Raw genomic sequence first — 24,508 nt, 5'->3', positions numbered from 1 at the left:
ATATTTGTTACACTTTGTAATACAAGTTGGCAATACGTCCTCAGAGGAGATAACTATGGACTCAATGCTACCCGAACTCAGTGTCGAACTCACCTTTGAACAGCAGTTTCAAATGCGGCTGATGGAGGAACAGGTCGGCGAAATGACCCAGCAACAGGCTAAGGAGTTATTGCTCCAGGCCTCACGGCTGTTGATGATGAAGGATAACGTCATTCGCTCTTTGATTAAGCGCGCGGCGTAGTTCTATGGACTGTTTAGGTCAACCTCAAGGCTCAGGCTGGATTCTCGCAAACGGGACACCGGCCGGGGATGTGGGGTGAACCTTTCTCTCGATTGAGTATTTACTTTTTTAGTATTTTTCATGTTTTTAAGGTTTAGATTTGACTCCATCAATGTTCTTGACTTTTACTGGTGATACAGTTCTGAAAGACCCCACTCCATAATCGGGATATTGCTCCTCACCCTTTCATCCCTTCAGGAGTTTGCCCTGTGACTTTAACAATTATTTTTGGGGTTGGTGTTTTATTTTTACTGACTTTGGCCGGTTTAGCGTTTTTCTTGAGTCGGAATACAACTCGTCTAAATCGGATTGAGCCGGATGGGAGTGAGTTTGCCAGCTTAGAGCTTTCAAGGAGCCAACGGGAACACCTGTTAGAGCTAGTCCGACAAAGAAAAAACATCGAAGCCATTAAGGAATATAGATTGATCACGGGGTCTAGCCTAAAAGCGGCCAAAAACGCCATAGACCGCCTCAGTCTGGACTCCTAAACCAAAATTCCGAGAAATCACTGTCTATGCCACTCGATTGATGCCCTGACTGACTGAATAGAAGTAGGCTGACGAGATAACTAAAATCGTTGAAATCCATCAAAGTCAGAAATAATCAGAAATCAGTAGCGATGATAGATAGAGGTCATGTCTTGGCTCATGAAACTCATTTTGATCCGCCACGGTGAAGCTGAAGGAAATCCAGAGGGTCGAATGCTGGGTTGTAGTGATCCCCCGTTAACCCCTATCGGTATCCAGCAAAGTCAGGCCCTCAATTCCTATTTATGGGTCCATTCCCCCGCACCAACCCAGATTTTAACCAGTCCCCTGCAACGGGCCAGCCAGACTGCTCAAATCCTAGCCAGAGCCACTCAGCAGCAACCCCAGGCCGCGGTGCAAACTTTTGAAGACTTAAGGGAGATCAGTGTAGGCATTTTGACAGGCTTAACCTGGACTGAAGCCACTGCGACCTATCCTGAACTCTGCCAACAACTGGAATCGCAACTCGATTGGCTCCCCATTCCCCAGGCCGAAACCCCAACCCAAATCAATGAGCGGGCGGCAAGGCTTTGGCATAACCTCTTAACCCAAGTTGAAGATCAAGATCACCTCTGGCTCGTCAGTCATGCTGGTTTTTTGCAGTATCTCCTCAGCGTGATTTTGGGATGTGATAAGGTCTGGCAGATTCAGGTTGGCCCCACGGCCTGGTTTGAGTTGGACATCTCCTTACCCCACTTGGATTTTGTCAATGACCCCAGTCGTCCTTTGAACACCACTCTCTGGAAAATTCAACAGTTTAATGCTTCCCCCCATTGGCCTGGATAGATTTTAGGGTGAGGAACGGGGATGTAGTGAGGCCAAGCTGGTTAACTATACTAAAGCTATTTGCTGCCCGATAGAATTGAATTTTCGCCATGTCTGGACTTAAGAGCCTTAGCCTGAGATTACCAAAACTGCCCCAATCTAGGCCGGTAGAGGTGGAAGAGTCCCTCCTGTTGCGCTTGGCCGTCCAGGTTTTAGTGATAATTGGGATTCTGGCTACAGACATTGCGGCTGAAACGAGTCATGCATTCTGGGCCGTTCCCCTTAGTCTGTTCGGTGGGGCCTGGAGTTGGCGAATGCGGCGGCGACCCAATATCGGGGCCAAGTTCTTGATTGCCATGGGCATGATTCTGGCCTTGGTCTTGTTTATTGGTCAATTAGCCCGCTTTGCCCAAGACTCCCGGATGCTGCTGACCGAGTTACTGATTCAACTGCAAGTCCTCCATAGTTTTGACCTACCTCGCCGGAAAGATTTGGGCTACTCCATGGTGATTGGGTTGATTTTGATTGGAGTGGCGGCAACTCTGAGCCAGACAATGCTCTTTGGGCTGTTTTTACTGCTTTTTTTGGCCGTGGCATTGCCCGTACTTGTTCTAGATTATCGGTCACGTCTGGGTTTGATGACTCAATCTATTCAAAGCCTAGGGGTTTCCCGCAAACAAATACGCCAAGTCGGCCGCCAATGGATCGTTACCCTCGCGCTGGTGCTTGGCCTGGGAATGGTGGTCTTTGCCGTTTTACCCCGTTTACCGGGCTATCAAATTCGCAATTTACCCGTCAGTGCCAACATTGAAGTCCAGGGGCAATTCAATCAGACCAATGTCACCAATCCGGGCTATGTCAGCGGGCAAGGGGCCGGGACGAGGGGCAATGGGGTGAATGGGGAACTGGGGGATGTTCGTTTTAGCCCTGACTTTTACTATGGCTTTGGTAGCGAAATCAATCAAAACCTGCGGGGCAGCCTGACACCTAAGGAGATTTTGCGAGTCCGCTCCCAGGCCCCAGGGTTTTGGCGGGTGATGGCTTTTGATGAATATACTGGGCAGGGCTGGCGGCTGAGTCGGAATGATGCGGCGGAGATCCTTCAACGTCCGGCCTGGTCGTTTCGTTTTGTGGTACCCCATAACAACCCCCTCGGCAATACGCGGGAAGTCATCCAAACCTATACCGTTGTTTCCGAGTTTAGTAACCTGATTCCCAATTTAGCCCAGGCCCAGGATGTCTTTTTCCCCACCCAAGAAATTGCCTACGATCCTGAAGGTGGATTGCGCGCCCCGTTAACTTTACCGGAAGGCTTAACCTATAGCGTCATCTCCCAAGTCCCCATTCGTGACCGGACCCGCCTGGGTCGCGCCAGTAGCACCTATAGCAAAGCTATGCGGGATATTTATCTGCAAGTGCCACCGGCCATTGCGCCAAAACTGCGTGCCCAGGCCCAAGCTCTGTTAGCGAAAGCTGAACAACCTCGGACAAACCCCTATGAACAAGTCCTCTTTTTAACCCAGGCCCTCAAACAAGGCTATCGGATTCAGCCAGAACTACCGCCCCTCAAACCTGGGGAAGATTTAGCCACCGCATTCTTGGCCGCGGAAGGGGGCTATCCCGATCACTTCTCAACGGTTTTAACCCTGATGGTGCGGAGTTTGGGGATGCCAGCGCGCTTGGTCACGGGCCTGGGAACCGGGGAGTTTAATCCCTTCACGGGTCTATACATCGTTAAAAATACGGATGCCTATGCCCTGACGGAAGTATTTTTCCCTGGTCAGGGTTGGTTTACCTTTGACCCCATTCCCGGCCATGATCTCCATCCCCCATCCTTAGAAGTTGATCAGACCTTTACCGTCCTCCAACAGTTTTGGAATTGGGTCGCGGGCTGGTTACCGTCCCCAGTGACCACTGGCTTTGCTAATATTTTTGCGCTCCTTGACCAGGCCTGGCGGTGGTTCCTAGGCTTATTTTCCGAGGGCATTGGTGGGGTTCTCCAGGGAAGTCTAGTCGTTCTGGGAGTTGTTGTCTTGGCCTGGTTGCTCTGGTTAAGTGGGCGAGGCCTGGTCTATCGACAACGGTTAGCCAAACTTCCACCGATGGAGCGTCTATACCAAGAGGTTTTAGATTCGTTGGCCATGCAGGGATTTCCCAAACGCCCCAGTCAAACCCCCTGGGAATATTTAGCAACCCTAGAATCTCAGCCCACACCGCCAAGGGTACAGCTAACTCTCCAAGCAGCCCTGAGGGAGATTACCAGTGCATACCTGGCCTGGCGGTATGGACAACAGATTGCCAATCTACCCGAACTCTACCGGACATGGCGGCAGGTCAAACGGCGCAATCTCAGGAAGTAGGGGTAGGGGGATCAAAGGAAAGATTTGCGGTATGCTAGAGACTGCCTTGAATGCGGATGTGGCGGAATTGGTATACGCGCACGTTTGAGGGGCGTGTGGCTTTGCCTTGCGAGTTCGAGTCTCGCCATCCGCATTACCAAACCCAACTTAGAAGGGACTTTAGTTCAGTTCTGAATTCTACATTCCCTGCTCCGGTTGCCCCTCCAACCGTTGGAGACGATTCCTCCCTGTCCGTTGCTCCATTTGGCTGGCCAGTTGTTGCCGTTGGGAGGGGGTAAGAATAGCATTAATTTCCAGCATGGTTTGGAAGCGCAATTCTGCCATTTTGCTTTCTAGCTGTTGTACCTGTTGAAACTTAGCCCGGGCCTGGCTTTCAGATGCACCATTCACCATTAGTTGCCGCAGTTCCGTCCGAGCTTGTTTTAATTGTTCCCGAGCTTGGGTCATCTGGCCCTTATACTTCTCCCGGACAGCCTGCATACGACTCGCTTGCTCAGGGGTCAAGTTCAAGTTCGGGCGATTTGGTCGGCTTGGGCGATTAGGAATCACGGGAGAGGGTGAACTGTCCTGGGCAAAGGCGGGAATGAGACTAGTCCCAGGCATCGCTAAAATAGCTGCCAAGACCCAAAGAGATGTGTTTCTTTTCCACATAGGAATGTCCTCATAAAATATAAACATGATTAGTCCAGAGACGGACTAAAAATTGTAGTGGGCGTGGGTTCTTCAGCGGTGCTGAACAGAGATTCCCAACGATCTGCCACATAGATATCCAACTCGGAAAGTTCGCTCGCTGTTAGAGCTTGTGGCCGGAGCAGTTGAGTCGTTACCAGGCCCCCACTGCCCACAATCAGCAAACTCAACAGGCCCCAGAACCAGACCCGCTGCCCTTGCCGAGTTGGAGCCTCATTGAGGACTTTTCCCATAATCTGCATTTCTAAATGACCTAAGGCAGGGGGAGGCACGGGCTGATGGCGGCGCAGAAATTGGCGCAACTGGGACGAGTGGGTGTCCTCTGGGGGCATCATAGAGCGATCCCCTCCTGGTATAGGAACTGGCGCAGGCTCTGGCGGGCATGAAACAGGCGTGATTTAACTGTACCGACCGGAATCCGCAAAATTTCCGAGACATCTTTTTGGGCTAACCCTTCCAGATCGTGGAGTACTAGGACAGTCCGTTGATCTGCTTTCAACACAGCTAGACCCCGCTGAACCAAATCCTGGTAATGGAGATCCGACAAATCAGGAGCTGGGGTGAGCGTGTGAGCCTGGTATTGGAGCGTTTCAGCTTGTTGGCGACGTTTCCCGGCCTGGCGGCGGAAGTCACTGGCAACATTACAGGTAATCCGATAGAGCCAAGTCGTGAATTTGGCCCGGTGTTCCATGCGGGGTAAACCTTTCCAGGCCCGTAAGAAAACTTCCTGCACCAAATCATCCAGAGCAGAGGGGCCACAGAGTTGAAAGAGCAACGCCCGAACCCGTTGCTGATGCCGCCGATAAAGCAGCCGAAATTGTGACGGTTGTCCCGCCAAAATCGAGAGAATAATCTCCCAATCTGGATCTGCTACTGCTGTTTCCCCTAGACAATCATCAACCGGGCCATAGTCAACCTGGGGCATGGTGTCGATCAAGCGGGTTGCCTCATCAAAGCCTACATAGATTAAAGACTGCTTCCCCGCAGGTTTGGTTCATTTGGCTTTTGATCCTGGGGATGATGCCGATCTGCGAAAAATAGATTCACCCTGAGGAACTTCCCAAAGTGCGTCACACTAAGAGAGGTGATCATTTCAAGGATATTTCTCCTATGGCATTAACCGTTGGGACTCCAGCCCCTGCCTTCACAACCAAAGATACTCAGGGTAATACCGTCTCCTTAAGCGACTTTGCCGGTAAAACGGTGATTCTTTACTTTTATCCCAAGGATGATACGCCGGGCTGCACCAAAGAGGCCTGTAGTTTTCGGGATAATTACTCCGCCTATCAGGGTAAAGATATTATCGTCTTGGGGGTCAGCGGTGACGATGAGGCTTCCCATCAAAAATTCACGGAAAAGTTTAACCTTCCCTTTCCCCTACTGGCCGATGTTAACAAGTCCATCATGACGGCCTATGACGTGGATGGCGGCGGCTATGCCAAGCGAGTTACCTATGTCATTGACAGCACTGGCACCATTAGCCATGTTTATACCAGCGTCAAAACCGATACCCACGCCACAGATATTCTCAAGGACTTGGGATATTAGGCCCAGGGACATTGATTGAAGGGCGACAAACCTAGACATTAAGGGAATTGTTACGCTTGCCTGAGGGAGCTTCCCAAACGTCGAGTTGTTATCCTCCCTACCTCGGAGCTTATCTTTTGGACAGATTGGAAATCTACTTTGAGTTAGGTTTCTGATCTGCCTGCTTTTTTTTAACAAGGGCTAACTGACTGACAATCTGTTTCTGAGTTCCAAGGCAGAAAACCCACTCCTCATCAATAAGTATCAATCCATTTAGTCCTAGAAAAACAGGTTTTTTTCCCTTAGGAGAAGGCACAGGCTGAGACCATTCCCGCCAAGAGTAAGAAGCCAATCCAGACGTTCTCGCTGAAGAATTCGCCATAACGTTGAGGGGGTAATTGGGGATAGCGCAATTGCAGATATTGCTTGAGCCAAAAGTAAGTAGCAATCGTCAAAGTCAGTCCAAACCCCCAGCCCAGGCCCTGTGTCCAACCCAATATCCCTAAAAATAGGACGGTCAATCCATAAAACCCAGCAATCGCATTCGGGGCCTGGGAGCCAAAGAATAAGGCACTACTGTTAATTCCTAAGCGCCGATCATCCTCCCGATCCGCCAAGGCATAGACCGTATCAAACCCCATTGTCCAGGCCACGACCGCTGCCCAAAGTAAACCAGTGGCAATTTCTAAGGTCCCTGTCACTGCTGTCCAACTGATCAAGACCGCAAACCCCCAGGCCAAGGACAGCACCAATTGGGGCAAGGGAAAAACTCGTTTCGCCAGGGGATAGGCAATAATTACGGGAACGGCGGCCACGGCTAACCAAAAGCTGAGGGGATTCAAATATAACGCCACGCCCCAGGCCAGCCCAAAAGCGACTGTGGCCACCACCAGACCGATCAAGACCGAAAGCCGCCGACTGGCCAAGGGGCGTTGTTTAGTCCGTTGGACATGGGGGTCTATATCCCGATCCCAGAGATCATTCACCACACAGCCGGCCCCACTGGTCGCAAACGTTCCAATCACAATCATCAGGATTAAACCTAGGGGTGGTAAGCCTCGACTCGCCAACACCGCTGCCCACAGGGCCGGAATCATCAAAATGAAGCGGCCGGCCGGCTTGTCCCAGCGCAATAGCTTAAGGATCGCGATCCAGGTGGGAGAGGAATTTGTCGGGACAGGGGGAGTATCCAGCACAATATCACCGCCACAAAACTAGAGAAGAAACTAATCCCTTTATCCCTAATTTGGGACAGGATCAATCTGGTCTGTAAACAAATTTTAAGCTGAATTTACCGATGTGTTCTAGAGGGCATGAGTTGGGCAAGAATTATTTTTCGCTCGAAATTCTTAGATCGCCAAGGACTCGCGCAGTATCTGGGGAGCATTAAACCCAGGCCTGGGGGAGATTTCTATGGGAATTTAACTGTTGCTTGCCCTAGGCTCTTTTCTACATCAGCCAAAATCAAATCTAGGAGCAATTTTTGCGTGTAGCGGCAATGGAGAGTTTCTGTCGCTTGAAAGGTTCCATGTTCCCAATACTTATTACTAGGCGCGCCCCCACCACAGATATCAAAATAATCACAACTGTCTCGACAAGCGACTACCCCGGCCTGGATATCGGCATAGATTTGAGCAAACTTCGGGGTGAAGCAAGCAGCCTCAAAGGAATCCGTCTGAACATGGCCTAGAATAAACCGCCCATAATCATCACTGGTCATGCCTAACAATTCCGGTGAATAGGTGGAAAAGTTACCATTCACATCAATATTGACCATTGCAAAGGGGGTACACAACTGATTCCGGGATAGCTGTTTTTGGGTATAGAGACACTCACTAATTCGATCAAATTCCCGTACCTTCAATTTTCCTTGGGTTTGTTTGGTTAGGTGCCAAAATGTTTCCATGAACTCGAGATATAACTCTTCTGTATCCCCTTGCAAACTGGATTGAGCATGGGCTCCTTCAATTTCCTCAACATTAAACCCAATATTATGAATTCCTGCCTCCCAAAAGAAGTCAAAGAGGGCCTGGGGATGGTGTAAGGTTTCTTGGGTTAGGACGGTAATCGTATGAAAGTTAATGTTCCAGGCCTGGAGATGCTGAATGCCGCGCAGGGTTGCTGCATGGGTTCCCAGGCCAGTGCGGGTTTGCCGGTGAGCATCGTGTAAAAAAGCGGGGCCATCTATACTGACACCGACTGAGATTTGGTACTTCTGAAATAACTCACACCAGGCTGGGGTAATTAAGGTGCCATTGGTTTGCAGGGCATGGGTAATCAGGCAGTCAACATCTGGGTAACGGGCCTGGATTTGGTTAATTTTTTCAAGGGCCTGGCCATAAAACGCTACTGGAAGGGCCAACGGTTCGCCTGCATGCCAGCAGACCGTAAAGTGCTGCCCCAAAAACCGGCTCTGGAGGAGATTAGTAAAGATCGGTTCAATTAAATCTAAATCTAAAATCTGCCGGGATTGACGGTCAGGTAGATAACAATAATCACAGTTAATATTACAAAAAGGCGTTGGTTGAATGATCACCAGTCGAAATGGGCCAAAGGTTGCCAACTCTGTTGAAGAAATAAGCATTTCAAGGGATATTTAAGGTACCTGAAAGATGACTAATGACTGACTAATAACTGACTAATTACTAAAGTCTGACCAAATATCTTCCCAATAGGCTCCATCATTAAAATTCACCCAACTATCTTCCCAGGCCGCCAAGTGTAAATTCTCCTGAAACACACCTGAACTTGTGGGGGCAAGCTGCTTAGCCGTCTCTAATTGTTGTCGCACCGCCGCTAAACGGGCCGGGATAGTTGGGGAAGGAACTAAGGTCTCGGCCTGGTTAACCGTGGCATTGGCAGAATTGGCATTTAGGAGCGTCAACAAAAACAATAAACTGGCTGTGCCATGAGTCACTCTATTTGTTTCATTTGGCATAGCGCGCCACAACCCAACTGCTCTAGAAGACAATCTCAATTTACTACATCGGTTGCATTATAGACTGGGTTAACCCGTTTGTGTTGGCCCAGGATTATTGGTCGCGCAGGAGTGGAAGTTTTAGAACGAAGTATCAACTCTCCCAAGGAAGGGATTTCAGTAGGGATTCCTGGTGGATCAGACTAACTCATGTCTAAAATATCCAAGCCCAGAGTTGGTTACTTTTCTGGTTAGTTTAATGACAGAGGACTTACCCGGTCAGCTTGGACAAAACTCCTCCGAATTGGGGTGAATCTTGCTGTACCCTTAGTAAAGAATCATTAACTATCTTTATTAAATTTTAAGGAGTGGGTTGTGGGGTATATCGAGCCGCCCTATTTTTTACTGGTTGCTAGTCTGGTTGCCGCCATCGCCTGTGGTCGGGCCTTTGAAATTACCCTAAAAGAACGGGTAGGAGAATGGTCACGGACGCGCTCGACTCGAATCCTCAGCCAACTCCAAGGGGGGCAACTCTTTGTTCCTTATTTGGGTATTTGTGGCGGGGTCTGCTCTTTCCTTGCATCTGGTTTGTCTATCTATGGGTTTCCCCTCTGGCTGAGTGGCATTGTCTCCTTCATTTTGACCTTGGGAACCGGAGCCTTAATTTGGTCGCAATTGGGTAAACTCCTCAGCCTACTCGCTCAAGGGGGGTCCCAGGCCATTGATCTTGATACCTTAGACATTCGCGAATAGCTAATCATCACTCCATCCCTGCTGCTATGGCCATCACCCGCAAACTCTCAGCCAATCAACAACGGGCCCTTGAACTCCTGATTCGCCTGAAGCGTTTGTATCCCGATGCCACCTGTAGCCTGAACTATGAAACGGTTGTCCAATTACTCGTGGCGACCATCCTCTCCGCCCAATGTACAGATGAGCGGGTTAATCAAGTGACCCCAGCGTTGTTTGCCCGTTTCCCTGATGCCCAGGCCTTGGCCAGTGCCGATATTTTAGAGATTGAATCCTTAATCCGCTCGACCGGATTTTATCGCAACAAAGCCAAGCACATCCAAGGGGCCTGTCAGCGGATTGTCACGATCTATGGGGGAGAAGTTCCTCAGGTGATGGAAGACCTGTTGACCTTACCCGGTGTGGCCCGCAAAACAGCCAATGTGGTGTTGGCCCATGGTTATGGCATCAATATGGGCGTAACGGTTGATACCCATGTCAAACGCCTGAGTCAACGCCTGGGCCTGACCAAAGCGACAGAACCGATCAAAATTGAACGGGACTTAATGCGCTTATTGCCCCAACCCGACTGGGAAAACTGGTCAATTCGGTTGATTTATCATGGTCGTGCCATCTGTAATGCCCGTAAACCCCTCTGTGACCAATGTGATTTAGCTGATCTCTGTCCCACCGCCCCAAAACCCCAACCGCCCCGCTTTGACCCACCGCCCCCTGCTCCCAACCCAAGGAAAATTACAGATGGTTCCTGATTGCCCCAGCCAATACAGTCCGAGAGGCCGTAAAATCAAGGGTCGCAAGGTTTGGCTAACCATACAAATCTCACCATCACCAGCCCTTCACTATTGATTCACTTGATCCACCACCCACCAGCGTCATGACCACCAAACAACGGGTTCTTTCTGGAGTTCAACCAACGGGCAGCTTGCATTTAGGGAACTATTTAGGGGCGATTCGCAACTGGGTCGCCGGCCAGGCCAACTATGAAAACTACTTTTGTGTGGTGGATTTACACGCCATTACGGTTCCCCACGACCCCAAAACCCTGGCTGAAAATACCCGGAAAGTGGCTGCCCTCTACCTGGCCTGTGGCATTGATTTGGCTCACGCCCAGATCTTTATTCAATCCCATGTCTCGGCCCATGCGGAACTCACTTGGCTGCTGAACTGCATTACCCCCCTGAATTGGCTGGAAGATATGATCCAGTTCAAGGAAAAAGCCATTAAGCAGGGTGAAAATGTTTGTGCCGGGTTGTTGGATTATCCAGTTTTGATGGCTGCTGATATTCTCCTTTACCAGGCCGATCTGGTGCCCGTGGGCGAGGATCAAAAACAACACCTAGAACTCACCCGCGATATTGCCGTGCGCGTCAATTATCTGTTTGGTTCCGAGGCCAATCCGGTCCTGAAACTTCCCCAGCCTTTAATTCGGACTGAGGGGGCGCGGGTGATGAGCTTAACCGATGGGACTAAAAAAATGTCTAAGTCCGATCCTTCAGAACTGAGCCGGATTAACTTGCTAGATAGCCCTGATGAAATTCGGAAGAAAATTAAGCGTTGCAAAACCGATCCCCACCGGGGCCTGGTTTTTGATGATCCATCACGGCCAGAATGTCACAATTTGCTGGGGCTTTACATGGTGCTGACCGATCAACCCAAGGCAAAAGTAGCTGCCGACTGTGCCGAAATGGGCTGGGGCCAGTTCAAACCCTTACTCACGGATGCGATCATTGCCGCACTCACCCCAATCCAGGCCCGCTATCAGGAAATCATGTCTGACCAGAGCTATTTAGCAGAGGTTTTGGAGCAGGGCCGATTCAAGGCCGAGACGTTGGCTCAAGAAACTCTCTCTCAAGTTCGCCAGGCCATGGGATTTTGCCCCAAATTTTAGCCCCGGATCCAGAGTTCTAAAGGAGCGCGTTCACCCAGGCCGGGATGATGGTTTCAGAGCCATACCAAGGAGCATTGGGGCAATCACGGGAACGACTGCGCGGGGCATGGAGGACTCCCTCTAGGGTGATATTTTCTGCTCCGGTTAAATGGGCTGAAATTACGGGCGTGACTCCATCTCCCCAGGCCTGGCCCTCCCCACAGGTGAGTTGATAGCTTTGATAGGTAAACCAACGCTCCAAGGGCCAAGTATTTTGTCCATAAATGGCTTTGCCCGCCACACAGACATACTGCACCTGGTCATAAAAGGCCCCTGGGTAGGTGGTATTGACAAAATCCAGGTTTTTCTTCGTCCAACGTTCCTGACTGGTGTGGGGAGTGCCTAAACTGACGAGGGTTTTAACATAACGTTTCCCATCCCAGGCCTGGCCGCAGTAAGGTTGATCCCCTAAATAAACCCTGGCAATCCAGCCCCCCGCCGAATGACCAATGATATTTACCTGTTCACTACCGGAATCTGCCTGCACCTGAGCCACTGTGGCCGCTAATTGATTCAAAATCGGAGTTACAGGCCGGCCGCCAATGGTGACTAACCAATCCTGTCCCCGGAGAGGCACAATCCTGGCCAAAATCCCCAAGGCTAAGAGGCTGTTCTGCAACGGAATATAATCATCTGCACCCGCTAAATAGCCTGGCAAAATCACCACAGGGAGAGACATAAGCACCAGACCTGAACCTACGAGGCGTTGGCAAAACGAATTTTCAAATAGTCCTCATCCATCTTGGCTCCCACGGGCTGCATCCCGGCCAACCCCTGCGGCAACACCATATTCCGGCGATGATTGCCAATCCGGATATTTAACTCATCTGCGTTTTTGTTCAGTTCAATTTTTTCCTTGGGAATTCCCGGCAAATAAAGCTCCAGGCTGTATTCTCCTTGGTCGGAAATGACGCGAATCGTATTTTCCTTGTAATAGACCTGGGCTGGGTCTTCATTGGCATAAAGGGTATCTTTGAGACGGTGGAGAGCCTCTAACCCACACAATTCCTCGGCAAACAACGGCACTTCTTTAACGGGCAAGGGGCGAAAATTATCATGAATTTCTTGACGATATTGCTGCTGGGACTCTTTCCAACGGGTAAAAAATGGATCACTGACCGTATCGGGAATAATTCGGTTAGCCACCACCATATCCGTTGCCACGTTATACAAACTCAGGTAGGCATGGGCCCGCAAAGACTCCTTGATCACCATTTTTTCAGGGTTGGTCACGAGCCGGACTGACGTTACAGTATTATCCGTTAGCACTTTTTCCAAGGCTTCAATCTGCTCATAAAATTCATAGGGAGCATCCATCACCTCTTGATCGGGCAAGGAAAATCCCACCAGGGGTCTAAAAATGGGTTCCACCAATGGGCGCAGGGCTACCGACATCCGTTGTAAGGGCTTGTAGAACCGCCGCATATACCAGCCACTCACTTCCGGGAGGCTCAAGAGTCGCAAGGCTGTTCCCGTGGGGGCAGAGTCAATAATCAATACTTCATAGAGGCCTTCGTCATAATGGCGTTTCATCCGGACTAAGGCAAAAATCTCATCCATCCCTGGCAGAATGGCTAACTCCTCGGCTTGTACCCCTTCCAGACCCCGCGCTTGTAAAACCTGGGTAATGTAGCGTTTGACAGCCCCCCAATTGTCTTCCAGCTCCATCAGCGCATCGAGTTCCGCACCCCAAAGATTAGGACTGATCTGGGCTGGAATATGGCCCAATTCCTGATCAAAGCTATCCGCCAGAGAGTGGGCTGGATCGGTACTTAACACGAGGGTTTTATAGCCCAATTCCGCGCACCGTAACCCCGTTGCCGCCGCCACAGACGTTTTCCCGACACCACCTTTTCCGGTCATTAAAATTACACGCATTAGGGTTGCAACCGCGTTACTGCCCTCTCATTGTAAAGAAATTTTGCAGCTTGTTCATAATCACTCCTAGAACCCGGACTGATCCCCAAACAACCCATTGGCAGGGCATACTGGAGTAGCATTATCAGGTTAGTTTCAGTTTTAGGCCTATGCCCCGTCGTCCCCCACCCCGCAACGTGCCCCCCCGTCCGACCCGTTCTGCTGCTTCTACCTCTCCGATGAATTCCACGACTTTAGCGGTGTTGGGAGGCGTATTTATTCTCGGGATTGGCGTTGGCGTGGCCTTTAGTAAAACTACGACCTTGAACCCGGAAAATGTAGCTTCAACCCAGTTCATTGACCAAAGTGCCCCTAATCCCGAACTCTGTGTCCAATATGGAGCCAGTGCCATTGTTGTGGATTCGCGGGTGTTTGTCACGTTTAACCCCTTTAATGTCTTTGTCTCTCAACCCGTGATGCAACCGGGCTGTGTGGTGCGGGCCAACAATATTGGTTTACTGGAGCAACGGAAATTGATCACAGGGGATCAGCTGCGAGAATGTCGGCAACGCTTGAATACCTTTGGTTTTACTGGCTCTATCGAAAACTCCCCCAAAATTAACTGTATCTATCAGAGCAATGCCGATCAAAATTTGTTTTTGGGAATGCCGGGGTTAGGGAATAATCCTTCCGAAACCAATAACTTCTAGGCATCTGCCCTTCATCGTCTTCCACTCAATCCCTCCAGGCCTGTTATGAATATCGGTTTACCCAAAGAAATCAAAGACCAGGAATTCCGCGTGGGTTTAAGTCCGGCATCGGTTCAAGCTTTACAGGAGCGAGGGCATCAGGTATTTGTGGAATCGGGTGCGGGTCTGGGTTCTGGGTTTAGGGATGCAGATTATCAAGCGGTTGGGGCCACCATTGTTTTGACTGCGGCCCAGGCCTGGGATCAGGAGATGGTCATTAAGGTCAAAGAACCCCTCGCGAGTGAGTATAATTTTTTAACACTTCCCAAGATTTTATTCACCTACTTACACTTAGCCGCTAATCGAGACCTAACTGAAACCCTCTTAAAAACCGACTTGACTGCCATTGCCTATGAAACGGTGGAACGGGAGCGAGGTGGCCAAATCAGTTTTCCCCTCTTAACCCCCATGAGCATGATTGCCGGACGATTGGCGGTGCAGTTTGGGGCCCGGTTTCTAGAGCGTTCTCAAGGAGGGCGGGGGATATTACTCAGTGGCTTACCCGGTGTCCAACCTGGCCATGTGGTGATCTTGGGCGGTGGGGTAGTGGGGACTGAGGCGGCTCGGATTGCGGTGGGGTTTGGGGCCAATGTGACGATTTTTGATGTCAATGTTGAGCGGCTGTGCTACTTAGAAACTCTCTTTGGAGCAAGGGTAAATTATCTCTACAGCACCTCAAATGCCCTAGCTCAAGTCATGCCCACGGCTGATTTACTGATTGGGGCGGTTTTAATTCCAGGCCAGCGACCGCCTTGTTTAGTCTCACGGGGCCTGGTGCAGCAGATGATTCCGGGATCGGTGATTGTGGATGTGGCGGTGGATCAGGGGGGCTGTATTGAAACACTCCGACCAACGTCCCACTCTCAACCCACCTATGTAGAAGCAGGGGTCGTTCACTATGGTGTCCCGAATATGCCCGGAGCTGTTCCCCGCACGGCCACCCAGGCCTTGACCAATAGTACCTTGCCCTTTGTCTTGAAATTAGCAGATCTCGGGATCGAGGCCTGTGACCAAGATCGGGGCCTGGGCCTGGGCATCAATGTCCAAAATCAGCGTCTGATCCACCCCGCCCTCCATAAAGAGTTTCCGGATCTCCTTTGAGGTGATCGCCAAACATCTCCAGAAATTTAGATCAACCCCAAAAAAAGGCCAGGCCAGGATGGTGATAGGGTAAAGAAAAACCGGCCTGGAGATTGAAGAATGGCCATCACCCTGACCCAAATTGCCCAATATCTGGATCATCACAACCTCAATTACAAACTGGATGCGGCTTACAACCAAATTATTACCGGGGTAACGGGAGATAACTTAGATCGGTTTGTGGTCGTGATTCAATTGGACGAAGAGGGGGAGTTTTTTAAGCTATTCGCCCCCGATATTTTGCCTGGGGTTCAGCACCATGCCTACAAAGAAGTAATTTTACAAACCCTGCTGGGGATTTCCTGGGAAACCAAGATGCTCCAATGGGAATACGATGCCTCTGATGGGGAGATTCGGGCCATTATTGAGTTTCCCCTTGAGGATGGCACCTTGACGGAACGCCAATTCTACCGTTGCTTAACCGCTTTGGTGGAAATTGTTGATACGACTATCCCTAAGGTGAAAGAAATCATGATGGCTGTGCCAGAAAATTCCAGTGATGATTTGGCGGTGGGTGAGCGGTTACTGTTAACGATTCAAAATGAAGCCCCAGGCCTGTTGGATTTAATTGCCCAGGCCCTAGAGGCTCGCAAACGGCGCGGCCAAACCCTGACTCCTGAGGATTAATTAGGTAATGCTTAAGAGTTTTGGGATAACTGCACTGGGAACTGGATAGTTCAGAGTAAAATTTTAGCTGGACTCAAGCGAGCGATTCAGAGGAAAGCATGATGTTGGATACCGCCATTGTCGCCATTCACGGCCGGGAAATTTTAGACTCCCGCGGGCGGCCGACTGTAGAAGCAGAAGTAGAGTTAGCCTGTGGCATTATTGGCCTGGCCCAAGTTCCCAGTGGGGCCTCAACGGGGAGTTTTGAAGCCCATGAATTGCGGGATGGGGATAAAAGTCGGTATGGCGGTAAAGGGGTTCTCCAGGCCGTGGACAACATCGAAGAAAAAATTCTCCCGGTCCTGATTGATTTTGATGCCGCCGATCAGACTGGCCTGGATCACTTGATGATTGACTTGGATGGCTCAGCCAATAAATCTAACCTCGGGGCTAATGCGATTTTGGCCGTATCCCTAGCAGCGGCTAAGGCCTGTGCGTTTGCCTTGGATGTGCCTCTATATCGCTATTTGGGTGGGCCCTTGGCGAATTTGCTCCCTGTTCCGTTGATGAATGTGATCAATGGTGGGGCCCATGCCGACAACAATGTGGATATTCAAGAATTTATGATTGTTCCCGCTGGGGCTAGCTCATTTAAGGAGGCATTGCGCTGGGGAGCGGAAGTCTTTGCGGCTCTGAGTAGTGTGCTCAAAGACCAAGGCCTGTTGACGGGGGTCGGGGATGAAGGCGGATTTGCCCCAAACCTAAGCTCAAACCGGGCTGCTTTAGATATTTTAATGAAGTCTATTGAATTAGCTGGGTTTAAGCCTGGGGATGAAGTGGCCTTAGCGTTGGATGTGGCCGCCAGTGAGTTCTATGCCGATGGTAAATATACCTACGATGGTGTCACCCGCAACCCGATTGATTTGATTGATTACCTGGGCGAATTAGTGGATGCCTATCCAATTGTCTCCATTGAAGATGGCCTCCATGAAGATGACTGGGAAAACTGGAAAATCCTCACGCAAAAGCTGGGCAGCAAGATTCAACTTGTTGGCGATGACTTATTTGTGACCAATCCGATTCGGTTCAAACGCGGCATTGATCAACATATTGGCAACTCAATTTTGATCAAACTCAATCAAATTGGGACTTTGACGGAAACCTTGGAAACCATAGATCTGGCCACCCGGAATGCCTATCGCTCGGTGATTAGTCATCGTTCTGGGGAAACGGAAGATACCACGATTGCAGATCTCGCTGTTGCGACTCGGGCCGGACAGATCAAGACCGGATCCCTTTGCCGCAGTGAACGGGTTGCGAAATATAATCGGCTACTGCGGATTGAAGATGATCTTGGCGAAAGTGCTGTTTACGCAGGGGCAGTGGGCTTCGGGCCGGGAACTCGTTAATGGTACGGCCGCAAAAGCGGTTTGGGCAGCATTGGTTACAGAGTTCGCGGGTTTTGGGCAAAATTCTCCAGGCCGGGGCCTTAACCCCTGAGGATCATGTCTTGGAAATTGGCCCAGGCACAGGAGTTTTAACGCGCCCCCTTTTGGCCGCCGCCGGACAAGTCACCAGTGTGGAAGTGGATCGAGACGCGTACCAGGCCCTAACCACAACCCTCACTCACCCCAACTGGAATCTAATTCTGGCAGATTTCCTCAAATTAGATTTAGCGGCCCTACCTGACCCCAAGCCGAATAAAGTTGTCGCCAATATTCCCTACAACATCACCGGGCCGATTTTAATCAAGCTCTTGGGAACTATTAGTCACCCCCAGGCCCTACCCTTTGAATCCCTCGTTTTACTGACCCAGGCCGAGGTCGCCAGCCGCATTTTAGCCAGTCCTGCCGATAAAGCCTATGGAGCCTTGTCCTTACGGGTGCAGTATTTAGCCAAGCCTGAAAAAATTTGCCACGTTCCGCCAACGGCTTTTTTCCCACCCCCCAAAGTAGATTCTACTGTCATTCGCCTCACTCCCCAGGCCCCGCCGATTCCCTGTGATTGCCCCCCATTATTAGATGAGTTAATTCAACTGGGCTTTGCCACCCGCCGGAAAATGTTGATCAATACCCTCAAGGGCCGGGTGGCGCGGGACGTTCTTCTCAACGCCTTTCAAGATTTAAATATTTCTGCCCAAACTAGAGCCGAGAATCTAGACTTAAAAACCTGGATTCAATTAAGCAATTGGTTAGACCAAGCTGGCCTGGAATCCGTCTCCTCAGACAAGCTACTTCTGTTCGGGCAGGGACAATTAAATCGGCTTAAATAGGCTGATCCGATAGCCCAAAAATATTATTGTAGGCTGCCACAATCACCCCATAACTGAGGGGAACAGTTACCAATAACCCTAGGCCACAGAGGCAAGCCCCGGCAAAGTTGATTAAGCCAAGCACAAACAATAAGCCAAAGATGACAAACCACTGATGGGTCACGGTTTTCCGACTGGCTTCCATGGCGGCCCAAAATTCGATCCGCCGTTCCACCACTAACGGGACAGCAAAGGTATAGGCCACGCCCAGATAGATAGCGGGAATCAGGAGAATAATACCTAGGATAATGAGGATTAGCGTCACACCAGCGGGAATTTCCGGTAAGCGTTGGAGAAAGTTAACAATTTGATCGAGTTCTGGATCTGGGGTCGCTTCTTCCAGTTGTATCCGCTCTAGCAAGGAACGAAATGAGGGCAGAAAGCCAACCACAAAGGCCATGCCCGCTAAAATGCTAAAAATGCCTGAAAATAACCCAGTCAGCAAGCTGGTTAAGAGAATAGGTAGAAAGCGATTACCCTGAAAACCAGTGAAGAAGTCTCCAAAAGAAGTGGGTTGCCCCCGGAGAAGCTTGAAGCCAACAATATAATTACCAGCCACGAGAATCGCAGAAACAAAACCATTCACCAGCGCGCCGCCAGGGATATTGCTCAAGACAATGCTGATGATGAAACTAATGACAAAAAAGCCAATGAATCCACCCACATTTTGGCTAATAATCTGCCAGCCTTCCCCCAAAAACAAGCCAATACTGACTTGATAATTTCGGCGCTCTAATGCGTTAGAACTACCCTGTTGGTCATACATACTCTATTTCCTCACACCTGAGAATTACCCCATCCCAACTCCAACCCCCCAGGCCTGGTAGCTAAGATGATTCATCGCCTTTAGATTATCTCAGATAGTCAGAACTCAGCTATCTTCTCTCAGCAGAACCAGTAGCCCCTAGTGTTTGAGTTTCCTACCCCGACTCAGTGATGAATTAAACTTTGGAGTTAGAAAAATGTCTAAAGACAGGTTTCCCAGGCCTGGCCCACCAACTCACTGAGCCAGCGGCGCGTGGTCGCATCTAATAAATAGTCCTCTGCCAAAACTTCTAATTGCAACATTTCTAAAGTTTGTCCCTGATCCCGGGCCATTTTCACCACCCCGGCAATGGCTGCGGCCACCAACTCAGCATTAACCGGCTGACGATCTAGTTCAGTCATTTCCGCGAGATTGCCAGGAATGGGATAATGCATAGGTGTGGGCAGCAATTATGAGAAATTTGTAAACTCTCTTAAACTAAGTATTTGGAAGTTTACTGTATTTCCTCGGTCTGTCAAGTCCTTTCGGGTGTGATTGAAACAAAATGCAAGAAATTCTCTATCTCGAAGTTCCAACCCCCGTCACCACAGATGTCCAGGCCTGGTTGCAGTCCCAATTTCAGCCTTTTGCGGGGCAAATTCAGGCCACGACCGCTGGGATTCGCTGGCAATTTCCGGGGACGGCATCAGAACTGTCCGTTTTTGCTTGGTCACTCCAACGCACCACCTACTTAAAAGTCTTTCGTTGGGGTCAAAGTCCGGTTCCGCAAGAGTCATCTTTGCTTCAACACCTGAAAAAATCTCTGCACACCGCTTTTCCACTCCAACACCCAGAGCCACCCGAAATTGATCTCAGCCAAAACTCGATTTTTACTGCCCTAGAGCCGTTTTATCCCCGCACGGTTAAATATTTTCAACAAATGCCCAATGGGGAAGCGGATCTGCAACGAGTTTATTGGTGGGAGCAACGCTGGCGGCAAGGCGTTCGTCATCCCCAGGCTCCCCAGCAGGTTGTCAGTCAATCTTCCGAACTGGCCGAAACGCCCAATTTTGACCTGATTTATATCGGTGGCGCGCTGGGGGTTGTCCATGCGGCCGTGATGGCCCGTTTAGGCTATCGGGTTTTGTTACTAGAGCGGTTGCCCTTTGGCCGGATGAATCGGGAATGGAATATTTCGCGGGCGGAGTTTCAACATCTGATTGATCTAGGCCTGTTCACGGCGGCGGAATTTGCCAGCATCATTGCCCGCGAGTATGTCGATGGGTTTAACCAGTTTTTCTCAGCGACTACCCCTAAACAGTGCCAGGCCCCGATTCTCCATACGCCCACCGTCCTCAATATTGCCCTCGACTCCAGCCGCTTTCTCCAACTCTGTGGGCAGAAACTCCGCCAGGCCGGGGGAGAAATTTGGGACGAAACCGAATTTATCAAGGCCACCGTTCACCCCAATGCAATCCAGATTCAAGCCACCCATCGGCCGACAAATCAAGCCCAAAGGGCAACTGGACGACTCTTGGTCGATGCGATGGGTACCGCTTCCCCAATTGCTTGGCAACTGAACGGCGGGCGGGCCTTTGATAGCGTTTGTCCAACAGTCGGGGCAATTATTTCCGGGCTAGATCCGCAAGTTTGGGATGCTGACTACGGCGATGTCTTGAACAGTCATGGAGATTTATCACGGGGGCGGCAACTCATTTGGGAACTGTTTCCGGCAGCGGGGGATGAACTGACAATTTATTTATTCCACTATCACAAAGTCCATCCCGATAATCCCGGTTCCCTGTTGGAGATGTATGAGGACTTTTTCGAGATTTTGCCGGAATACCGCCGTTGTGATTTAGATGACCTGGCCTGGATTAAACCCACCTTTGGCTACATTCCCGGACACTTTAGCTTGTATCGCCAAGACCGCACCATTGCCTTTGATCGCCTCGTGACCATTGGGGATGCCGCCTCCTTACAATCTCCCTTGGTGTTTACCGGGTTTGGCTCCCTGGTGCGGAATTTGCCCCGCCTGACGGATCTGCTCCAAACAGCCCTCAAACACGATCTTTTACAGTCTGAGCAACTCAATCAAATTCGGGCCTTCCAAAGTAATACGGCCGTGACTTGGCTATTTTCCCGCGGGATGATGGTGCCCACCGGGCGGAATTTACCCCCCAACCGCGTCAATGCCATGCTGAATACCTTTTTTGGGATTTTGGCGGGGGAATCACCCGAGTTGGCGGATCGGTTTATTAAGGATCGGGCCGGCTGGTGGCCGTTTAATCGGATGGCGATCACCGCGGCTTGGAAAAATCCGGGCTTACTCTATTGGATTTGGGATATGGTCGGCCCTTGGGATATGGCCCGTTGGTTGGGGAGTTACTTTACCTTTACTTGGGCGGCGTTTTTGAATGCCTTGTTTGGGGCCTGGGTGCCGGGATTAATCAGAAAGAGTCAGGCCTGGTTAGAGCCAAAATTTCCTCAGGTTTGGTTTCGGTTACTCTGTTGGAGCTATGATCTCACCTATTCTGTTGGCCAACCCCGGATCGAACAAACCTTACCCACCCTGCCCCGGCCTGGAACAACCCTAAACCGGCCAATGGTCACTGCTGGGAATATCCAATCACCAAATCCGTAAAACCTAACTCAACTTCTTAGTCTAGGCTAGAGCTAGTAAACATTTCCAAGAACGTATAATCTATGGGGGACATAGATTTTAGCCATATTAAAGAATGTCAGACCATGCTCAAAAACAACGACTTTACAGTGCTTTTCAGTCCCTATTGCCAGTTCATTGACCATCAATGTTGGTTATAAACCATAATACTTGCCTCACACCCTTAAGATTTAACGAATCCCAACTCCAAACAGCCTCATCTCAATCTCACCAATCCGCATACCGTCAGAAAAATTGAATCATATCGAGATTTTGAAAGGCGGAATCTCTCTAGCATAATCTTAAATATTTTCACAAAACAAATCAAATGCTCCACCACCATATGTACGATATTATCTTCATGGTCGGTGAATCAATTCCTGAGCTTTCTTCATCTTGATTGGTCGCACTAATAAACCGTTAACCGTATCGGGAAATAACACCTGTTTCAGGGGCTGAGGATGACGTTGGGTTTAGGTAAATCCAATCATGGCGACCTCCCAAACTAAGCGGGGTTGGACATATTGTTTGAGTTGTTGGCGGGCGGCTTCTAATCGTTGCACATCAGGGATATTTCGGTGGTTTTGCCAAAGGGTTTGTTGCATTAAATCCAAGAGCCAAATTTGTGATTCCACGTCCAGGCCTTGGCTAATCTCACGGGCCAACTCTAGTCCTTGTCGGAGAGAAATAGGGGGTGTTAAGCCTAAACAGGCCTGGCGGAGTTCGCTAGGAATAGTTTGCCACTGTTGCCAATGGGTAATCGCCGCTCCCGGACTGCCAGCCGCTAATTCCACCAAGGGGGGAAACCCTAAAACTTCGCTGGCCCCGGCCTGGTGGAGAACTTGGCTCATTTGACTCGCAGTGAGGCGATAAAAGGGAATCCGTTGGCAGCGGGACACTAAGGTGGGCAAAAGGGCTGTTTCACTAGGGGCGATCAAAATTAAGGTAGCCAGGCCAGGCTCTTCTAAGGTTTTTAAGAGTCCGTTGGCGGCCCCTTCAGCCATGGTTTCCGCCTGTTCAATCACCACCACCGACCGGGGAGCTTCCAAGGGGGGACGACTCAGGAACCGACTTAACTGCCGAATTTGCTCGAGGCGGATTTGGGGACGGGTTTTGGGTAAGCTCTGACCTTGGGCGATCAGTTCAGCGGCGGTTAAAAGTTTGTTGTTTTGTAGGTAGGTAGGCTGGAGCCAGAGCAGATCCGGGTGATTGGCCAAAGATTGATGGCAAGTCCCCAGCAGCGAGCGGATGAGTTGCCGCGCCATTAAAGCTCTGCCGACCCCTGGAGGCCCAGCAAACAAATAGGCCGGGGCGATCCGTTGCCGCACAAAAGCTTGTTCGAGGAGTTCTCGGGCCTGGAGTTGACCAATTACGGGGCTGAAATCTGGGGATACCATTGGCGCAGTGCATCTCGTAAGCACGATTGAATTTGGGCAGTTACCTCGGCCTGGGGGCAGTTAGCATCAATGCGCTTGATCCGCTCCGGGGCCAGGCCACTCAGTTGCGTAAATCCCTGGTGGACTCGTTGATGAAACGCTAAGGTGGCCTGTTCCATGCGATCTTGGCTGCCAGAGCGTTTTTCTGCCCGGCCCAGGCCTTGAGTTGGAGTCACATCCAGCCAGAGAGTTAAATCCGGTTGCCGGCCAGCAGTAGCAATTTGATTGAGTTGGTGAATCATCCCTAAATCCAGGCCCCGCCCATAACCTTGGTAAGCCACCGTAGAATCCGTAAAGCGATCACAGAGTACCAATCCCCCGGCATCGAGATGGGGCATAATTTTTTCCGCTAAGTGTTGGGCCCGATCCGCAGCGTAGAGCAACAGTTCACAGGCCGGGGCAATATCCGTGGGGCTATGGAGCAACAGTTGACGCAGGTGTTGACCTAGGGCGGTTCCCCCTGGTTCGCGAGTCAGCAGAATCACTGGCGTTAACTGTGGGACAAGGGTTTGTAAGGCCTCTGACCAGCCAGATTCCTGCAACCAGGCCTGGGTGAGGCCAATTTGAGTCGTTTTGCCCGCCCCCTCACCCCCTTCCCAAACAATAAAACGACCGGGAATCTGTTTACCCATCGTCATCCTGCATCCCTGAAATATCCGTTCAACTCACTGAACTATGATAGAGTGCCACAGAGCAGACTGAAATTTCTTAAACGCGTAACGCAGAACACAATCAGGCCTGGACAATCACCAGAGAATGATTAGAGGATAAATAATAAGTATCTTGACAAGCCGACCTAATTAGACATTAGATTTAGTACCCAATTCCGGTAACCTTGGTTATTATTTAAGTTAGCTGCAAGTCCGTCTCAACAATGCCATCGCTGTTCTTCTGAGTTCCTTATTTTATGGCTCGTTATACCCACAACCTAACAGTCGCTCTTCCGAAGGAGCAAGTTCAGGACGAATTAGCCGATGCCTTACGGGCCTGTGATTTAGAAGTATTGCATCAAGATAAAGATTATCTGGTCGCTCGAGAAGTTCCAGGCCGCTCGGCTCTTGCTCAATTGGTAACTGTGGAAATCTTGATTAATGATGTTCCGGTTGAGCCAGAAATCACTCGCGTGAACGTTGTCTTTAAGAATGAAGAACTACCCTTGAGCCGTAATAATCATTGTTCCCAAATTTATCGTCAAGTCCGGCAAGCCCTTACTGAAGAACGAAACTGGGAGCTTATTGGTAGCGTGTCAGGCCTATAAG

The 24,508-nt window shown here is 50.2% G+C and carries 27 protein-coding genes and 1 tRNA gene; 16 read left to right on the top strand and 12 right to left on the bottom strand.

From position 1 onward, the window contains the following. Positions 1–55: 55 nt before the first annotated feature. The 5 genes from SYN6312_RS11620 (at position 56) to SYN6312_RS11600 (ending at position 4,065) form a co-directional block, all read left to right on the top strand. Entirely contained in the window at positions 56–241 is a 186-nt protein-coding gene (locus SYN6312_RS11620; protein WP_015125075.1) for an NblA/ycf18 family protein, read from the top strand. Between the two features lie 248 nt (positions 242–489). Then, positions 490–768 (top strand): hypothetical protein, encoded by a 279-nt coding sequence (locus tag SYN6312_RS11615; RefSeq protein WP_015125074.1) that lies wholly within the window; start codon positions 490–492, stop codon positions 766–768. A 147-nt stretch (positions 769–915) separates the two neighbouring features. Beyond that, the gene (locus SYN6312_RS11610) at positions 916–1,593 is read left to right on the top strand and encodes a histidine phosphatase family protein (RefSeq protein ID WP_083853521.1); all 678 of its coding nucleotides are present in this window, start codon (positions 916–918) and stop codon (positions 1,591–1,593) included. Positions 1,594–1,745: 152 nt separating this feature from the next. Next, complete coding sequence (locus tag SYN6312_RS11605) at positions 1,746–3,932, top strand: DUF3488 and DUF4129 domain-containing transglutaminase family protein (RefSeq protein WP_253276344.1); 2,187 nt, start codon at positions 1,746–1,748, stop codon at positions 3,930–3,932. A gap of 52 nt (positions 3,933–3,984) precedes the next feature. Next, a tRNA-Leu gene (locus SYN6312_RS11600) sits at positions 3,985–4,065 on the top strand. A gap of 44 nt (positions 4,066–4,109) precedes the next feature. Here the strand turns inward: SYN6312_RS11600 and SYN6312_RS11595 are convergent. From SYN6312_RS11595 to SYN6312_RS11585, 3 genes are read right to left on the bottom strand one after another with little or no spacing between them, the layout of a single operon-like run. After that, positions 4,110–4,583, bottom strand: coding sequence for a Spy/CpxP family protein refolding chaperone (locus SYN6312_RS11595; protein ID WP_015125071.1), 474 nt, complete (start codon positions 4,581–4,583; stop codon positions 4,110–4,112). 29 nt (positions 4,584–4,612) lie between these two features. Beyond that, a complete protein-coding gene (locus SYN6312_RS11590) occupies positions 4,613–4,957 on the bottom strand; it encodes a hypothetical protein (protein WP_015125070.1) in 345 nt (114 codons plus the stop codon). Continuing rightward, positions 4,954–5,547, bottom strand: coding sequence for a sigma-70 family RNA polymerase sigma factor (locus SYN6312_RS11585; protein ID WP_015125069.1), 594 nt, complete (start codon positions 5,545–5,547; stop codon positions 4,954–4,956). The genes SYN6312_RS11590 and SYN6312_RS11585 overlap by 4 nt, the downstream gene beginning before the upstream one ends. A gap of 185 nt (positions 5,548–5,732) precedes the next feature. Between SYN6312_RS11585 and SYN6312_RS11580 the strand changes: the two genes are divergently transcribed. Then, the gene (locus SYN6312_RS11580) at positions 5,733–6,170 is read left to right on the top strand and encodes a peroxiredoxin (protein WP_015125068.1); all 438 of its coding nucleotides are present in this window, start codon (positions 5,733–5,735) and stop codon (positions 6,168–6,170) included. Positions 6,171–6,451: 281 nt separating this feature from the next. On the opposite strand, the gene SYN6312_RS11575 is transcribed toward SYN6312_RS11580, so the two are convergent. The 3 genes from SYN6312_RS11575 to SYN6312_RS11565 form a co-directional block, all read right to left on the bottom strand. Continuing rightward, complete coding sequence (locus SYN6312_RS11575; RefSeq protein ID WP_015125067.1) at positions 6,452–7,345, bottom strand: 4-hydroxybenzoate solanesyltransferase; 894 nt, start codon at positions 7,343–7,345, stop codon at positions 6,452–6,454. A gap of 215 nt (positions 7,346–7,560) precedes the next feature. Then, complete coding sequence (gene grrM / locus SYN6312_RS11570; protein ID WP_015125066.1) at positions 7,561–8,733, bottom strand: cyclophane-forming radical SAM/SPASM peptide maturase GrrM/OscB; 1,173 nt, start codon at positions 8,731–8,733, stop codon at positions 7,561–7,563. Between the two features lie 54 nt (positions 8,734–8,787). Then, complete coding sequence (locus SYN6312_RS11565) at positions 8,788–9,066, bottom strand: hypothetical protein (protein ID WP_156804789.1); 279 nt, start codon at positions 9,064–9,066, stop codon at positions 8,788–8,790. 375 nt (positions 9,067–9,441) lie between these two features. Here SYN6312_RS11565 and SYN6312_RS11560 point away from each other — a divergent pair, with 375 nt between their 5' ends. The 3 genes from SYN6312_RS11560 (at position 9,442) to trpS (ending at position 11,704) form a co-directional block, all read left to right on the top strand. Then, positions 9,442–9,819 (top strand): hypothetical protein, encoded by a 378-nt coding sequence (locus SYN6312_RS11560; RefSeq protein ID WP_015125064.1) that lies wholly within the window; start codon positions 9,442–9,444, stop codon positions 9,817–9,819. Between the two features lie 26 nt (positions 9,820–9,845). Then, the gene (gene nth, locus SYN6312_RS11555) at positions 9,846–10,565 is read left to right on the top strand and encodes an endonuclease III (RefSeq protein ID WP_015125063.1); all 720 of its coding nucleotides are present in this window, start codon (positions 9,846–9,848) and stop codon (positions 10,563–10,565) included. A 125-nt stretch (positions 10,566–10,690) separates the two neighbouring features. Then, entirely contained in the window at positions 10,691–11,704 is a 1,014-nt protein-coding gene (gene trpS / locus SYN6312_RS11550; RefSeq protein ID WP_015125062.1) for a tryptophan--tRNA ligase, read from the top strand. A 16-nt stretch (positions 11,705–11,720) separates the two neighbouring features. Here trpS and SYN6312_RS11545 read toward each other — a convergent pair whose 3' ends face one another. Next, entirely contained in the window at positions 11,721–12,422 is a 702-nt protein-coding gene (locus tag SYN6312_RS11545; protein WP_015125061.1) for a triacylglycerol lipase, read from the bottom strand. Positions 12,423–12,439: 17 nt separating this feature from the next. Further along, complete coding sequence (locus SYN6312_RS11540) at positions 12,440–13,621, bottom strand: TRC40/GET3/ArsA family transport-energizing ATPase (protein WP_015125060.1); 1,182 nt, start codon at positions 13,619–13,621, stop codon at positions 12,440–12,442. 149 nt (positions 13,622–13,770) lie between these two features. On the opposite strand from SYN6312_RS11540, the gene SYN6312_RS11535 reads away from it, so the two are divergent. The 5 genes from SYN6312_RS11535 to rsmA all read left to right on the top strand — a co-directional run bounded on the left by SYN6312_RS11535 (position 13,771) and on the right by rsmA (position 18,367). Continuing rightward, positions 13,771–14,310, top strand: coding sequence for a DUF3172 domain-containing protein (locus SYN6312_RS11535; protein ID WP_015125059.1), 540 nt, complete (start codon positions 13,771–13,773; stop codon positions 14,308–14,310). A gap of 45 nt (positions 14,311–14,355) precedes the next feature. After that, complete coding sequence (gene ald / locus SYN6312_RS11530) at positions 14,356–15,450, top strand: alanine dehydrogenase (protein WP_015125058.1); 1,095 nt, start codon at positions 14,356–14,358, stop codon at positions 15,448–15,450. A 99-nt stretch (positions 15,451–15,549) separates the two neighbouring features. Continuing rightward, positions 15,550–16,116, top strand: a complete 567-nt coding sequence (locus tag SYN6312_RS11525) for a hypothetical protein (protein WP_015125057.1) — start codon at positions 15,550–15,552, stop codon at positions 16,114–16,116. 98 nt (positions 16,117–16,214) lie between these two features. After that, positions 16,215–17,504 (top strand): phosphopyruvate hydratase, encoded by a 1,290-nt coding sequence (eno, locus tag SYN6312_RS11520; RefSeq protein WP_371257356.1) that lies wholly within the window; start codon positions 16,215–16,217, stop codon positions 17,502–17,504. Further along, positions 17,504–18,367, top strand: a complete 864-nt coding sequence (gene rsmA, locus SYN6312_RS11515; RefSeq protein ID WP_015125055.1) for a 16S rRNA (adenine(1518)-N(6)/adenine(1519)-N(6))-dimethyltransferase RsmA — start codon at positions 17,504–17,506, stop codon at positions 18,365–18,367. The genes eno and rsmA overlap by 1 nt, the downstream gene beginning before the upstream one ends. Here the strand turns inward: rsmA and SYN6312_RS11510 are convergent. Both SYN6312_RS11510 and SYN6312_RS11505 read right to left on the bottom strand, forming a co-directional pair. Further along, positions 18,360–19,172, bottom strand: coding sequence for a DUF975 family protein (locus tag SYN6312_RS11510; protein ID WP_015125054.1), 813 nt, complete (start codon positions 19,170–19,172; stop codon positions 18,360–18,362). The two genes, rsmA and SYN6312_RS11510, sit on opposite strands and share 8 nt — an antisense overlap. Before the next feature lie 200 nt (positions 19,173–19,372). Then, positions 19,373–19,573 carry a hypothetical protein gene (locus SYN6312_RS11505; RefSeq protein ID WP_253276343.1) on the bottom strand — a complete coding sequence of 67 codons (201 nt, stop codon included), beginning with the start codon at positions 19,571–19,573 and terminating at the stop codon, positions 19,373–19,375. Positions 19,574–19,716: 143 nt separating this feature from the next. On the opposite strand from SYN6312_RS11505, the gene SYN6312_RS11500 reads away from it, so the two are divergent. Continuing rightward, positions 19,717–21,795, top strand: a complete 2,079-nt coding sequence (locus SYN6312_RS11500) for an NAD(P)/FAD-dependent oxidoreductase (protein ID WP_015125052.1) — start codon at positions 19,717–19,719, stop codon at positions 21,793–21,795. A 491-nt stretch (positions 21,796–22,286) separates the two neighbouring features. Here the strand turns inward: SYN6312_RS11500 and SYN6312_RS11495 are convergent, their stop codons facing one another. Beyond that, on the bottom strand, positions 22,287–23,210 hold the full coding sequence (locus SYN6312_RS11495) for a DNA polymerase III subunit delta' (protein WP_015125051.1): 924 nt from the start codon (positions 23,208–23,210) through the stop codon (positions 22,287–22,289). Next, the gene (tmk, locus tag SYN6312_RS11490) at positions 23,183–23,881 is read right to left on the bottom strand and encodes a dTMP kinase (protein ID WP_015125050.1); all 699 of its coding nucleotides are present in this window, start codon (positions 23,879–23,881) and stop codon (positions 23,183–23,185) included. The genes SYN6312_RS11495 and tmk overlap by 28 nt, the downstream gene beginning before the upstream one ends. 275 nt (positions 23,882–24,156) lie before the next feature. Here tmk and SYN6312_RS11485 point away from each other — a divergent pair, with 275 nt between their 5' ends. Next, positions 24,157–24,507 carry a hypothetical protein gene (locus tag SYN6312_RS11485; protein WP_015125049.1) on the top strand — a complete coding sequence of 117 codons (351 nt, stop codon included), beginning with the start codon at positions 24,157–24,159 and terminating at the stop codon, positions 24,505–24,507. Position 24,508: the final 1 nt, after the last annotated feature.

The organism is Synechococcus sp. PCC 6312 (assembly GCF_000316685.1).
GTDB lineage: Bacteria > Cyanobacteriota > Cyanobacteriia > Thermosynechococcales > Thermosynechococcaceae > Pseudocalidococcus.
This window is presented reverse-complemented; position numbering and strand designations above follow the sequence as displayed.

Bases quoted from the DNA above. Each gene is read 5' to 3' on its own strand.
- SYN6312_RS11620 (WP_015125075.1), top strand. From the start codon at position 56: ATGGACTCAATGCTACCCGAACTCAGTGTCGAACTCACCTTTGAACAG.
- SYN6312_RS11610 (WP_083853521.1), top strand. From the start codon at position 916: ATGTCTTGGCTCATGAAACTCATTTTGATCCGCCACGGTGAAGCTGAA.
- SYN6312_RS11595 (WP_015125071.1), bottom strand. From the start codon at position 4,583: ATGTGGAAAAGAAACACATCTCTTTGGGTCTTGGCAGCTATTTTAGCG.
- SYN6312_RS11590 (WP_015125070.1), bottom strand. From the start codon at position 4,957: ATGATGCCCCCAGAGGACACCCACTCGTCCCAGTTGCGCCAATTTCTG.
- SYN6312_RS11585 (WP_015125069.1), bottom strand. From the start codon at position 5,547: ATGCCCCAGGTTGACTATGGCCCGGTTGATGATTGTCTAGGGGAAACA.
- SYN6312_RS11580 (WP_015125068.1), top strand. From the start codon at position 5,733: ATGGCATTAACCGTTGGGACTCCAGCCCCTGCCTTCACAACCAAAGAT.
- grrM (WP_015125066.1), bottom strand. From the start codon at position 8,733: ATGCTTATTTCTTCAACAGAGTTGGCAACCTTTGGCCCATTTCGACTG.
- nth (WP_015125063.1), top strand. From the start codon at position 9,846: ATGGCCATCACCCGCAAACTCTCAGCCAATCAACAACGGGCCCTTGAA.
- trpS (WP_015125062.1), top strand. From the start codon at position 10,691: ATGACCACCAAACAACGGGTTCTTTCTGGAGTTCAACCAACGGGCAGC.
- SYN6312_RS11545 (WP_015125061.1), bottom strand. From the start codon at position 12,422: ATGTCTCTCCCTGTGGTGATTTTGCCAGGCTATTTAGCGGGTGCAGAT.
- SYN6312_RS11540 (WP_015125060.1), bottom strand. From the start codon at position 13,621: ATGCGTGTAATTTTAATGACCGGAAAAGGTGGTGTCGGGAAAACGTCT.
- SYN6312_RS11535 (WP_015125059.1), top strand. From the start codon at position 13,771: ATGCCCCGTCGTCCCCCACCCCGCAACGTGCCCCCCCGTCCGACCCGT.
- ald (WP_015125058.1), top strand. From the start codon at position 14,356: ATGAATATCGGTTTACCCAAAGAAATCAAAGACCAGGAATTCCGCGTG.
- SYN6312_RS11525 (WP_015125057.1), top strand. From the start codon at position 15,550: ATGGCCATCACCCTGACCCAAATTGCCCAATATCTGGATCATCACAAC.
- eno (WP_371257356.1), top strand. From the start codon at position 16,215: ATGATGTTGGATACCGCCATTGTCGCCATTCACGGCCGGGAAATTTTA.
- rsmA (WP_015125055.1), top strand. From the start codon at position 17,504: ATGGTACGGCCGCAAAAGCGGTTTGGGCAGCATTGGTTACAGAGTTCG.
- SYN6312_RS11510 (WP_015125054.1), bottom strand. From the start codon at position 19,172: ATGTATGACCAACAGGGTAGTTCTAACGCATTAGAGCGCCGAAATTAT.
- SYN6312_RS11505 (WP_253276343.1), bottom strand. From the start codon at position 19,573: ATGACTGAACTAGATCGTCAGCCGGTTAATGCTGAGTTGGTGGCCGCA.
- SYN6312_RS11500 (WP_015125052.1), top strand. From the start codon at position 19,717: ATGCAAGAAATTCTCTATCTCGAAGTTCCAACCCCCGTCACCACAGAT.
- SYN6312_RS11495 (WP_015125051.1), bottom strand. From the start codon at position 23,210: ATGGTATCCCCAGATTTCAGCCCCGTAATTGGTCAACTCCAGGCCCGA.
- tmk (WP_015125050.1), bottom strand. From the start codon at position 23,881: ATGGGTAAACAGATTCCCGGTCGTTTTATTGTTTGGGAAGGGGGTGAG.
- SYN6312_RS11485 (WP_015125049.1), top strand. From the start codon at position 24,157: ATGGCTCGTTATACCCACAACCTAACAGTCGCTCTTCCGAAGGAGCAA.